Here is a 12,124-nt window from a genome sequence, read left to right as displayed (position 1 = left end):
AAATTTACTCTGATAGGAATATTTTGCTGTCAAGGTAGAGCATCTAAAATTTCCTTATGCCTTATTTTCCTTGCTATCGCCTTTCGATCCTTCCTCTAGCTCGTCAGTAATCTGTTTTTTGGCATCGTTAAATTCTCTGATACCTTTTCCTAGACCTCTAGCCAATTCAGGAATACGCTTTGCGCCAAATAGCAGGACAATTACCAAAATGATGATCAACCATTCAGGGCCTCCTGGCAATCCGAAAAGTAATATTGAAAGTAATTCCATAGTTTAGTCGATATTTAAATGCACCGCAAAGGTACTTGAAATATTGAGAAAACACAAAATAATCAAGCTTAATGCCTATTATTTAACCAGCTGATTTATAGTAGTCTGACTTGGTTTAAGAAAGGAAAGGGCGACATGAAAAAGGATATGGACTTCCTATTTTATATAAGATGGAGGGAAAAACATGGTGTAATGCGAAAAATATTTTTTTTAGACCAACAGCAGCAATTAAGGGTTCAACGGTTATCAACCGTCTACTGAAGGTATGAAAAAGCATTGTAGGAAGTGTATATTTTACAAGAGAAGTGATGATAGCGTTTGAATTACATTCTCAAAAATCTTATTTTGTAACCGCTCAGAGTACAATTTTGAATCGATAACACCGTCTTTATTTTTTCATCATTCTATACACTGGCAACAAAAGATAACTAACACTTATACAAAACATACATTTTAACAATGGCACAAGTCGCAACAAATGTTGAGGTAGGCAAAACGACTACTTCTGAGCCAGGAGAAAAGAAGAACTATATGGTTCCTTTGGCTCTTATGAGCACCCTGTTCTTTATGATTGGTTTTATCACAGTATTGAATGATGTCCTGATTCCGAGTCTTAAGGGGGTATTTACCTTGAATACTTGGCAGGCTATGCTGATTCAGTTCTGTTTTTTTAGTGCTTATGGGGTAATGTCCATTCCTTCAGGAAAAATTATCAATGCTATTGGCTATAAAAAAGGATTAGCTTTGGCGTTAGGCATTATTGGGGTAGGATTATTATTATTTATTCCTGCATCGATGTTTGTACAGTATTGGTTGTTCCTTACGGCATTATTTATCATCGGTAGTGGGTTGGCATTACTTCAGGTAGCAATCAATCCTTATATTATTGCATTGGGACCAGCAGAAACAGGAGCATCTCGTTTGAACCTTGGAGGGGCATTGAACTCTACCGCTACATTCCTGGGGCCTATTCTAGGAGGTGCATTTATTCTAAAAGAATTTAAGGCAGAAGATTTTGAGACAGTGCAAGCCTTAGTTCAGGCTAAAGCAGATGCTGTACAGGGGCCTTATTTGATCTTGGCATTGATTACGATTGCGATTGGAGCCGTTCTTTACTTTATCAAACTTCCGAAGATTGACTCTGAAGTAGCAGAAGGGGAAGAAGTCAACGACAAATTGACTAATCACCGTAACCTTATCTTTGGAGCAGGAGCTATCTTTTTCTATGTAGGCGTAGAGGTAGCGATTGGTTCTCTATTGATTCTTTACTTAGCAACTACTGAAATGGGAGGTATCGAAGAGAAACACGCTTCTTCCCTATTGGCGTATTACTGGGGTAGCGCGATGATTGGACGATTCATTGGAAGTGCGATCACACAGAAAATTAGTCCTGAAATATTACTTCGTGTAGTAACAGCGGGAGCCCTTTTGATGGTAGCCTTGAGTTTTACGGGCTTTGCGATGAATAATTGGGTAGATGTACTGGTAATGATTTTTGATTACTCAGAAGGTGTGTCCTTACATTTTGAGGATGTACATATTCCATATGCAGGATTGTTCCTGGTATTGTGTGGATTATTTAACTCTGTCATGTGGCCATCAATCTTCCCGCTAGGAATCAAAGGATTGGGGAAATTGACGAGTTTAGGATCGGGTGTTATGGTAGCGATGGTAGCTGGAGGAGCTTTTATCCCGCTATTTCAAGGTATGTTGGAAGAATCTATTGGATTTAAATGGAGCTTCTTATTGCCACTATTCTGTTATGCCTATTTATTCTTCTTTGCTGTAGAAGGATATAAAACTAAGAAAGGTATAAAGTAAAAGGTAAGAAGTAAAAGTAGGGGTGACGACTTGGTTCGCCTTAAAAGGTGTGTGGTTTGTTTTAACCACATACCTTTTATTTTTACCCTTTACCTCTTACTTTATATTTTAGGAAGGGTGACGATTTATAGTGGTCTTCATTTACGTTATAATTATACCCTTTCGTTCGGATGACCACAAGGGGCGTCCTTACCTTTTACTTATTACCTTTTACTTCTTATGATGCTTCTTCTTAGTGCTGAACAAATCCGAGCATGGGATGCTTATACGATTGCGCAGGAGCCGATTGCTTCGGTTGATTTAATGGAAAGAGCTGCAAGCTGCTTTGTTGATTGGTTTACGTTACGCTTTTATCCAGATCAACAAAGACCAATTTATATTATTTGTGGCCCAGGAAATAATGGAGGAGACGGTTTGGTGGTCAGTAGATTGCTATTGGAAAGAGGGTATCAGGTATTTACTTATGCAGTACTTTTTACACCGAAAAAATCAGAAGATTTTAAGGTGAACGAAGAACGATTATCAAAGCTAAAACCACTCATAACCATCACAGAGGAAGAGGATTTTCCTGAGATTCCATCACAGGGTATTGTAATTGATGCTTTGCTGGGAACGGGAATCAATCGCCCAGCCTCAGGTTTATGCTTGTCTGCCGTACAGTGGATCAATGACAGTCAATCGACGGAGGTGATCGCTATGGATATGCCCTCTGGATTATTTACAGATCAGGCCCTACCGGAAGAAGCTATAGCTGTTCGGGCGGACTATACTGTTAGTTTTCAAGCACAAAAGGTAGCTTTCATGTTTGCAGAAAATGCCCCTTATACTGGAGAGGTGAGTATATTGAATATAGGCTTACATCCTAATTATTTGGAGCAGGTACATACAACATATACCTATGTAACCCCCGATCATATAGCACCTATGTATCGTCGTCGTAAGCAGTACTCGCATAAAGGGACTTATGGACATATTATGCTGGTAGGTGGAAGCAAAGGAAAAATAGGAGCCATTGTATTATCCTCTAAAGCGAGTTTAAGGGCAGGTGTAGGATTGCTAACTTCTTACGTTCCCTACTGTGGGTATAATATTTTTCAGACAGCAGTACCGGAGGCCATGTGTATCACAGATCCGGATTTTGACTGTATCACGGAGGTTCCGGTGGTCCTGAATAAATTTAGTAGTATAGGGATGGGACCTGGCATGGGAACTCAAAAAGAAAGTCAGGAGGCACTGAAAGATTTCTTGACTTTATATGATAACCCTATGGTATTGGATGCTGATGCGTTGAATATGATGGGGAAAGATCCGGAGTTATTGGATAAGATTCCTGAAAACAGTATTCTGACTCCTCACCCTAAAGAATTTGAGCGTTTGTTAGGGGATAAAGAGTATAGCAATCAGTTTGAGCGATTAGAGTTGCAATTGGCTTTTTCTAAAAGATATAATGTTATCGTGGTCCTTAAAGGGGCTCATACTTGTATCACGACTCCATTGGGAACTGTATTTTTTAATAGTACAGGAAATCCAGGGATGGCAACAGCAGGAAGTGGTGATGTACTGACGGGTATTATTACCGGGTTATTGGGACAAGGGTATGCTCCTGTAGAGGCAGCTGTACTTGGAGTGTATATTCATGGGCTGTCTGCAGATCTGGCAGTGGAAGAAGTTGGAGTACAGGCTATGATCGCTTCAGATGTGGTCAGTTACTTGGGAAAAGCTTGGAAAACGATAGAGACATATACTTTTATATAAAACACTTTTTTAATGATATATGAAAAATATTAGCATTCTGGGATGTGGGTGGTTAGGATTTCCACTGGCAAAACAATTGGCCTCAACAGGTTATAACATAAAGGGATCTACAACAACGGAACAGAAATTATCAGTACTGAAAGAGTCTAATATCTCACCTTACTTAATATCCTTATCCCCTGAAGATAAAGAAGAGAAGGTATTGGAGGAGTTTCTGGAAGATACAGACACCTTGGTGATTTGTATTCCTCCCAGGTATAGGACTTTTAAGGATGTAGAACGCCCGGCTCAACAGATGCAACAGCTAATCACTGTAGCACGGGAAAAAGGAGTAAAACATATACTTTCCTGTAGCTCTACGGCAGTTTATCCTTCCCATAATCAATTAGCAACAGAAGAGAGTCCGTTGCTTGATAATGATCATGCACGGATGTTACTGAAAGCAGAAGATGCCTTAACGTCTTCTGGCATTCCCACAACAATAATACGCTTTGGAGGATTGATGGGAGGACAACGGATTTTGTGTAAATACCTGCAACACAAAGAAGGATTAGATGATGGGAAAACTCCCGTAAACTATATTCATCAGGAGGATGCTGTGAATGTATTATGGACCGTCATCCAACAAGATATTTGGGGTGAAATATTTAATGCATCAGCACCGGAACACCCTACTCGAAAAGAGTTATGCCAAATACAGTCTGAGCAGTATGATTTCCAAATGCCAAAGTTTGCGCAAGAGCCAACACAAACACCTTATAAAGTGATAGACTCTTCCAAGCTGATAGAAAATTTACCGTATACGTTTATTTATGCAGATCCTAGGGATTTCCCGTATGACCTATAGAAAAAAGGGCGGCCTTTATGGCCGCCCTTTTTTCTTTCTCACTTAATCGTAAGATTCCTTTAGGGGTTTGATTAAAGTGTTTTTTCTCCCATCGCTTTTTCTACCTTATCCATCATATAGGATACTGTGCCACGATAAGCTGAAAAACGAACATTCTTTAGGTGATCCATAGCCTTATTGTTGTTTACACCGATATAGTATTCGGCTAAAGCTAATCGGATACGTCCTTCTTCGCTCATAGGCATACGCTCGGCAGTTAAGGCCATTTCTAACAACTTAAGTGCTTCCTCGTTTTTTTGTTTGCTAAGAGCATAAGACTTGGCAATAAGCCCATCGATTCCTGCAATGTTCAGATCAATGGCTTTTTGAGCAAATGTAAGCGCTTTATCGTTCTCGTTGATAGCGAAAGATGCCGTATAGAACTGATGAAAAACGGATGCAAAAGCTTCTCCAGCAGAAGCATTAGTCAATGCTTGTTCGTAAAGCTTAATTGTATTTTGATCGTTTTTCTTAGCCAATTGTACTTCTGCCATTTTAAGATTAGCGTTGGCGTGCGTTGGATCAATTTTCAAGACCATATTCAGTAGACGTTCCGCTTCGCCTAGTTGATATAGAGCCATATAGGTATTGGCTACAGCCACGAAATGATCAGGCTGGAACTGCGCAATTTTCGGCTTGAATTGTCCGAAGTTAGCTTTTTGGAAAGCTGTGTAAGCCTCTTCAAATTTCTCACAAGCAAATAATGCATAACCAAGCTCATAATAGTAAGGAGCATTGGCATCTTGACTAAGGCTACTGTATTTGCTTTCTTCTGTTGTTAAAATGTTTACTGCTTCAGTGTACTGATCAAGTTTGTTGCTCAATACGGCTACATAATAGATGGCTCCCAGATTACTTGCATCTAAATTATAAGCTTCTTTAGCATAGGTAAGTGCCTTGGAATAAATACGCTCTTGATATAATAGCTCAACAATACTTACTTTTCCTTTAGCTTTTGCCTGAATATCTTCCTCTGAATTAGCCAAAGCATCCATTGTTGTAATTACTTTAGGCAACTGTTGCTTGGTGCGGTAGATACGAATCAGTTGATTGTAAGCCATTTTATTAGAAGGAGTTAGTTTAATCACTTCCTTCATAGATTCAATGGCCTTTTCGTCTTGTTTCAAGCCGATATGGCAAAGCCCTTTAGAATAGTATATCTCTGATTTTGCTTCAGGGAGCTTTGCAAGTAGCAAGGCACTTTCAAATTCTCCAATAGCCTGAGCGTAGTTTTTATTTTTCCTTTCTGCTTCCCCTTCATCAAAGAAGATCTTGTAATCTTGGGCATTGAGGGTGAAACTACCTCCTAATACGAGATAAGCAGTTAGGAATAATAGTGTAGATATTTTTTTCATGGATCTGTAATTATCTAGTATGATATATATACAAGTAAATTGTTTTGTTCAGTAAAAATAGAAGCATCCTTATGGAAAATGCCAAAAATAGTTATAAAAATTCTGCTCTTTTTACAAGGATATAACGAGTACAGGCTTTTTATAGTGTACTTTTAAGCAGCAATCAGTCTGCCAAAACAAGATATTGGTCAATTTTCATTTCTAAAAATACAAGATCTATTCAAGCTAAAAAACAAGAGGGGGAGTATTGCGATAGGTGAACTACTTTTATTATAGAGAAAGGCATATCAGAAAGCATAGGGTCGGTCGTAGCGTGGACGCTACGACCAGAGGATTCCTTCTTATTCCGGTTGAGGAGTCATACGTAAGTAAGGCTTGATTTCTTTAACTCCTTTAGGAAAACGCTCTTTCGCTTCCTCTGTAGGAATAGCAGGGGCAACGACAACATCTTCTCCTTTTTTCCACTCCACAGGGGTCGCCACGCTAAACTTGTCAGTAAGTTGTAGAGAATCAATGACTCTAAGAATTTCGTCGAAGTTTCTTCCTGTAGAAGCCGGATAAGTGATCATTAGTCGGATCTTTTTATTAGGATCGATAATAAAGACGGAGCGAACGGTAAAGGTCTCAGATGATTTTGGATGCATCATACCGTATAGATTAGCGACCTTTTTGTCTTCATCAGCAACGATAGGGAAGTTCACATCACACCCTTGTGTTTCATTAATATCTTTAATCCAACCATGATGATCCTCTAGTCCATCAACACTCAAAGCAATGGCCTTTACGCCCCTTTTATCAAACTCATCCTTGAGTTTGGCGGTTTTGCCTAGTTCGGTGGTACATACGGGTGTGTAGTCGGCAGGGTGTGAAAAGAAAACTCCCCAGCTAGATCCTAACCATTCATGAAAGTCGATTTCCCCAACAGTAGTGTTTGCTGTGAAATTGGGAGCGATATCTCCTAAGTATAAGGCCATAGTGTAAAATGTTTTTTGGATTGAAATAATGCTACATATTTATTAGCTTAATGCTAAAACTACATAAAAACCTTACTGAATAGTACCTCCTTTCTATATAAAAAAAAGAGAATACCCATGAAAAGGTACACGAGGTTATCTATTTGTTTATGCGTTATTTATGTAAGGGTTGATAGTAATATTGTGTGTGGGAGATCCTGAGTTAGGAGGTAGAAAAATCTTTGAACCAATATTTATCAAAACATACACTTCTTTGAAAAAAGACCTTTTTCTTAAACAGCTTCTCTTTATAGATATAGAGACCGTCCGGGCTGAAGCCACTTGGGAAACCCTTTCGTTAGGGATGCAACAACAGTGGATACGGAAGGCACTTTCTTTAAACCAACATGAAGATTTACCGATTCCAGAACTATACCGGGAACGGGCTGGTATATATGCAGAGTTTGGTAAGGTGATCTGTATTAGTCTTGGTTTTTTCTATCAGGTGGAGGGTGTCTGGCATTTTAAAGTAAAGGCCTATGCACACCATGACGAACAGCTATTATTACAGGAGTTTCAAACGTTGTTGATAGAGAAGTTTAATCAGGGAAATATCACTTTTGTCGCACATAACGGAAAAGAATTTGATTATCCTTACCTATGTAGACGAATGCTGGTACACCAAATAGAACTTCCTCCTTGCTTACAGTTGTCGGGAAAGAAACCCTGGGGGCATCCTCATTTGGATACGCTGGAGCTTTGGAAGTTTGGAGACCATAAGCATTATACGCCTTTGGCCTTATTGGCGGAGATTTTTAATATTCCTAGTCCCAAAGATGATATTGATGGGAGTCAGGTGGGACGTGTATATTACGAAGAGAAGAACCTACAACGAATTGCGCGTTATTGTAATCAGGATGTCGTGACGACAGCAAGAGTGTTTCTTAGATTAAAGCAGTTGGCAGATTTGGAGGAGGAGCATATACATAGTGAATATGAGCTAAAACATTTGGAGAGGCATACTGTTCAACAAATAAACACATAAGAGGATGAACAATTGGATCGATAAACTCAAGCAACGATGGAATGTGAAGTCAGGGTGGCAGGTAGCCATCATATTGCTGACTTTTGCGATAACGGGAACGTCTTTTTTGTACGTAAAAACACCGGTCTATGAATGGTTCGGGGTACAGAAAGATAGTCAGTTATGGATAAGAATAGTCGCTTTTTTTGTTCTAGGATTACCGATATATCAAATTCTATTACTGATGTGGGGAACATTGCTGGGGCAGTTTCATTTTTTCTGGAATTTTGAGAAAAGAATGCTGTACCGAATGATAGGAAAAAGGAAGTAATTTATAGTTTCCTTGTCATTTCCTATGGATTCCCCTTAACCCTATACAGGTTATGAAAAAGCGATCTTCTATACTTCTATTACTCCTTATTTTTTTCCTATGGATACCTGAAGGCATTGCCTTAACCAAAAGAGGACTCATTATAGGCATTAGTGACTATGAACCTCCCAAGGGAGAAAAGGTAGCCCCTAATGGACGGCTGTGGATAAACCTTGATGGTACCCAGAACGATGCTAAAAGTATGATGGAAATGATGGTTTCCAAATACGGCTTTGAACGTAATAATATTCAGTTTGTCACGAAGCGTGATCAAACTACGCGAGCAGCGTTATTGCATGCATTTGAAAATTTGGTGGCCCAATCCCAAAAAGGAGACATTGTTTTTATCTATTATGCTGGACATGGCTCTCAGGTAAAAAACTCTCTTTCTCCAGAGGTCGATAAACGGGATGAAACTATTGTACCTTCCGATGCCTATAAGGGGGTAGCAGATATTCGCGATAAAGAGTTGAACGATATTTACAGTCGTCTGATACAGAAAGGGATATTGCTCACCATCATTTTTGACAGTTGTAATAGTGGTTCTGCCAACAGGGAGTTGTTGCAGCCCAACGCACCTAAGGTAAGAATGGTGCAGCCTTTATTAAGAGAAGAGGACGATGTGAAAGACCCTCATCATGTCAAGACATTTGTCAATTTGAAAGAAAAAGGGGCTTTGTTTATTTCAGCCTCTCAGGATTTTCAGTTAGCGAAAGAATATACGGATAAGAAAGGAACAAAGTACGGAGCTTTTACTTTTTGCTTGTTGAAAGCGATGCAAGCCTCCTCCCCTGCCAATACGGCTTTGGAAATATTCCAGAAAGCCAAGTCTATCATGCTTTATAATAATGTACCCAAACAGGATCCGGTTATTGAAGGAAATGCTAAACGTTTAGGCAGTCCTCTTTTTGGTACAAAGATAGGACAGCTGGACGCTAACAATAAACTGGTAGTTTATCAGAAAGATGGAGGAAAGGTGTTGTTGGATGGAGGCTTTGCGCTAGGGGTACAGCCTGGAGCTATATTGGTAAAAGTGAATGAGAATGGACAAAAAGAGGCAGGGGTAAAATTAATTGTCAAGGAAATGACCAACATTAATCGTAGTGTTTGTGAAATGGTGAGTGGGAATGTTGATGATTTACGGATAGGGAGCCTTTTTCAATTGGAAGCTTGGAGTGCTGGTAACTCACCTAATCTAAATGTATGGTTTTCTCCTATGGCCATGAGTACTGAAGAACTGCAAGATCATTATACCAAAGTACAGCAGTTTTGTCAGAAGAGTAATATTACCCTGATAAAGGAACCGATGGAGCAGTTACCAACCTATAGTTTACTCCCTACTAAAGAGCAATGGGTGCTTAAAAATAGTTGTGGGAAAGCTATTAAGATCACTTCTATAGAGGAAAAGGTACTTTCAGATGCTTTGGCAGAGTTGAAGAAGGAATCCTGTGGAGAGGACAGTGAAGAGTACTTGCTTTTGGCGCTCCCTTTGGCCAAGGAAACAAGTGATTTGCTAAGTCAAGGTTTTGGGGCACTCAACAGTACTGTGACATATGATCAGGATGAAACATCGGATTATTTGTTGGGAGCTTTTCCTGATGAACAAGGAGGAATCCGTTACGCTTGGGTACAACCCAATCGAAATGAAGATTCTCCTTACCCTGTCCGAAGTAGTTTCGTGGATGGAAATAAAAAGAGTCGTGATTTGTATGAATCCTTGTATAAGGAAGCAATGCGCTTGGGACGTATTAGTGGATGGCTTAATCTTCCTAACCCTCCCAATACAGCTTCTTTTCCTTATGAGTTGGCACTGGTTAATGCAGCTACCCAGAAAGAGGTATACAATGGTGATGAAGTAAAAGAAGGAGATGTATATGGATTAGCCTTAGTAAAGAACCCCGAATTATTTAAGGAGTGGAATCGAAAGCACCGATATATCTATGTCTTTGGAATCGATAACTCAGGAGAACTGCAGTTGTACTTTCCACTGTTCGGCAGTAGCGTAGAGAACAACACGAAAACATTAACGTATCAGAAAAATAAGTTTGTAGACCGGGTAATGCTCGGACAAGAACGATTGTTTGAGATTACCCCTCCTTATGGATTAGATTCCTTTATGTTAATTAGTACAGAAGATCCTATCGATAATCCAGAAGTAATGCAGGACCATCAAAAGATGCGTGCGGCTTCTTCCATGTCTCCTTTATTTGAGCTAATAAAAGGATCAGTGGTGGGGAGTGATCGAGGGGCTGGAGATGGGAAAGCCTTACCGACAAACTGGAATATCCAGCGCATAAGCGTGAAAACAGTTGCCAAATAAATGAAGAGTGAAGAATGAAAAATGAAGAATAATTATTAATTCCTCATTTTTCATTCTTCATTAAAAAGATTATCCTATCTCGATGACTACATCCTCAGAGGCAGGGTGTGCCTGACAGGTCAAGACATAGCCTTCGGCAATCTCGCTGGCAGAGAGTGCATCGGCAGATAACATTTCGACTTTACCTTCTACACATTTTCCTCTACAAGCGGTACAAACACCACTCTGACAAGAGTAAGGGATGTCGATGCCGCTATCTAAGCCTGCGTCCAGAATGGTTTGCTCAGGGTTAACCACAAACTCTTCTTCTTCTCCATCCAGGATAATTTTCACTTTTTGTGTTTTAATATCATCAGAAGCATCCTCGTGCTTAGGAACAAAGCTCTCTTTATAGATATTGCTTTTTCTGACTTTCAATCGCTTTAATCCGGCTTCTATGGCTTCCATCATCCCTGTAGGACCACATAGATAATGAATACTATCCTCAACAGAAGGAAGCATATTCATGATATTGACTGCTTTAACATCATCAATACGTCCTGTCAGACCTCCCCACTGGGCATCGGGTTGTGTGAGGCAATGCACAACGTTCAATCGCTCTCCAAATTTATTTTTTAGTAGTTCCAATTGATCATGGAAGATGATATCACTCTTTTGACGACTTCCATAAATCAAAGAAACTGTGCTGTTCGATTCAAAAAATAGGACGGATTTTAGAATAGACATTAAAGGGGTTACACCACTTCCAGCTCCCCACAGAATAACATGTCTACTTTTGTCTTTTTCAGGAGTTAAGGTGAATAGTCCCATAGGCTCCATTACATCTACGCTATCTCCTGCTTGTAGGTTGTCATTAATATGGTTAGAGATCAAACCTCCCTCTACACGTTTTACGGTTACATCAATAGTACTATCCAGATTAGGTGCAGAAGACATCGAATAGGACCTTCTTTCCTTATGGCCATTGACATCAAAGACAAGAGTCAAGAACTGTCCTGGTTGGTACTTGACTTTTTTGAATAATGGCTGTTTAAATTTTATCGTGATGGTATCAGGAGTTTCTTTAACAACCTCCTTTACCTTAAGTGTAAATGTCTTATTCATTTGTATATACTTTGTGACTAGAAAAATACTATGGATAAAAATATAACTTGATCAACACTAAACGGTTTAATGTTTAGCTGAAAATAAAACGAAAGTTATAAACATGTATTTCAAAAAGAAAGGAGTAAAGAGATTGGTGTAAATATCCTTTCTCTTTACTCCTCTAATAGGAATGTTTGTTGAATCGTTGATTCGAGTTGAATTGTTGGACGAGTGTAGTATATATCAATCAACGAATCAACTCAAATCAAGACGCCATGTAATGG

At 39.4% G+C, this 12,124-nt stretch carries 10 protein-coding genes; 6 read left to right on the top strand and 4 right to left on the bottom strand.

Annotation, left to right across the window (positions count from 1 at the left end; genetic code table 11):
- Positions 1–54: 54 nt before the first annotated feature.
- Positions 55–270: a twin-arginine translocase TatA/TatE family subunit gene (gene tatA, locus ABD985_RS08005; protein WP_345370732.1), complete on the bottom strand. Its 216-nt coding sequence runs from the start codon at positions 268–270 to the stop codon at positions 55–57.
- A 459-nt stretch (positions 271–729) separates the two neighbouring features.
- Here tatA and ABD985_RS08000 point away from each other — a divergent pair, with 459 nt between their 5' ends.
- The 3 genes from ABD985_RS08000 to ABD985_RS07990 all read left to right on the top strand — a co-directional run bounded on the left by ABD985_RS08000 (position 730) and on the right by ABD985_RS07990 (position 4,693).
- Positions 730–2,091 (top strand): sugar MFS transporter, encoded by a 1,362-nt coding sequence (locus tag ABD985_RS08000; protein WP_345370731.1) that lies wholly within the window; start codon positions 730–732, stop codon positions 2,089–2,091.
- Positions 2,092–2,310: 219 nt separating this feature from the next.
- Positions 2,311–3,846: an NAD(P)H-hydrate dehydratase gene (locus ABD985_RS07995; RefSeq protein ID WP_345370729.1), complete on the top strand. Its 1,536-nt coding sequence runs from the start codon at positions 2,311–2,313 to the stop codon at positions 3,844–3,846.
- A 19-nt stretch (positions 3,847–3,865) separates the two neighbouring features.
- Positions 3,866–4,693, top strand: a complete 828-nt coding sequence (locus ABD985_RS07990) for an NAD(P)H-binding protein (protein ID WP_345370728.1) — start codon at positions 3,866–3,868, stop codon at positions 4,691–4,693.
- Between the two features lie 71 nt (positions 4,694–4,764).
- Here the strand turns inward: ABD985_RS07990 and ABD985_RS07985 are convergent, their stop codons facing one another.
- Together ABD985_RS07985 and ABD985_RS07980 are read right to left on the bottom strand one after the other, a co-directional pair.
- Entirely contained in the window at positions 4,765–6,087 is a 1,323-nt protein-coding gene (locus tag ABD985_RS07985; RefSeq protein WP_345370726.1) for a tetratricopeptide repeat protein, read from the bottom strand.
- 341 nt (positions 6,088–6,428) lie between these two features.
- Positions 6,429–7,061: a peroxiredoxin gene (locus ABD985_RS07980; RefSeq protein WP_345370724.1), complete on the bottom strand. Its 633-nt coding sequence runs from the start codon at positions 7,059–7,061 to the stop codon at positions 6,429–6,431.
- 253 nt (positions 7,062–7,314) lie between these two features.
- On the opposite strand from ABD985_RS07980, the gene ABD985_RS07975 reads away from it, so the two are divergent.
- Genes ABD985_RS07975 through ABD985_RS07965 form a run of 3 tightly spaced genes read left to right on the top strand, consistent with a single transcriptional unit; the run spans position 7,315 to position 10,754 of the window.
- Positions 7,315–8,085 carry a 3'-5' exonuclease gene (locus ABD985_RS07975; RefSeq protein ID WP_345370723.1) on the top strand — a complete coding sequence of 257 codons (771 nt, stop codon included), beginning with the start codon at positions 7,315–7,317 and terminating at the stop codon, positions 8,083–8,085.
- A gap of 4 nt (positions 8,086–8,089) precedes the next feature.
- The gene (locus ABD985_RS07970) at positions 8,090–8,395 is read left to right on the top strand and encodes a DUF6787 family protein (protein ID WP_345370721.1); all 306 of its coding nucleotides are present in this window, start codon (positions 8,090–8,092) and stop codon (positions 8,393–8,395) included.
- Positions 8,396–8,447: 52 nt separating this feature from the next.
- Positions 8,448–10,754, top strand: coding sequence for a caspase family protein (locus tag ABD985_RS07965; protein WP_345370719.1), 2,307 nt, complete (start codon positions 8,448–8,450; stop codon positions 10,752–10,754).
- Between the two features lie 69 nt (positions 10,755–10,823).
- Here the strand turns inward: ABD985_RS07965 and ABD985_RS07960 are convergent, their stop codons facing one another.
- Positions 10,824–11,858, bottom strand: a complete 1,035-nt coding sequence (locus tag ABD985_RS07960) for a 2Fe-2S iron-sulfur cluster-binding protein (protein ID WP_345370717.1) — start codon at positions 11,856–11,858, stop codon at positions 10,824–10,826.
- Between the last annotated feature and the right edge of the window lie 266 nt (positions 11,859–12,124).

Origin of the sequence: Algivirga pacifica, from assembly GCF_039543525.1 — a bacterium.
Taxonomy (GTDB): Bacteria; Bacteroidota; Bacteroidia; order Cytophagales; family Flammeovirgaceae; genus Algivirga; species Algivirga pacifica.
The sequence above is the reverse complement of the archived record's forward strand: the minus strand, read 5'-3'. Positions and strand labels throughout refer to the sequence as shown.

Excerpts from the sequence above, each read along its gene's own strand:
- ABD985_RS07990 (WP_345370728.1), top strand. The coding sequence starts at position 3,866 with ATGAAAAATATTAGCATTCTGGGATGTGGGTGGTTAGGATTTCCACTG.
- ABD985_RS07970 (WP_345370721.1), top strand. The coding sequence starts at position 8,090 with ATGAACAATTGGATCGATAAACTCAAGCAACGATGGAATGTGAAGTCA.
- ABD985_RS08000 (WP_345370731.1), top strand. The coding sequence starts at position 730 with ATGGCACAAGTCGCAACAAATGTTGAGGTAGGCAAAACGACTACTTCT.
- ABD985_RS07980 (WP_345370724.1), bottom strand. The coding sequence starts at position 7,061 with ATGGCCTTATACTTAGGAGATATCGCTCCCAATTTCACAGCAAACACT.
- tatA (WP_345370732.1), bottom strand. The coding sequence starts at position 270 with ATGGAATTACTTTCAATATTACTTTTCGGATTGCCAGGAGGCCCTGAA.
- ABD985_RS07995 (WP_345370729.1), top strand. The coding sequence starts at position 2,311 with ATGATGCTTCTTCTTAGTGCTGAACAAATCCGAGCATGGGATGCTTAT.
- ABD985_RS07985 (WP_345370726.1), bottom strand. The coding sequence starts at position 6,087 with ATGAAAAAAATATCTACACTATTATTCCTAACTGCTTATCTCGTATTA.
- ABD985_RS07965 (WP_345370719.1), top strand. The coding sequence starts at position 8,448 with ATGAAAAAGCGATCTTCTATACTTCTATTACTCCTTATTTTTTTCCTA.
- ABD985_RS07960 (WP_345370717.1), bottom strand. The coding sequence starts at position 11,858 with ATGAATAAGACATTTACACTTAAGGTAAAGGAGGTTGTTAAAGAAACT.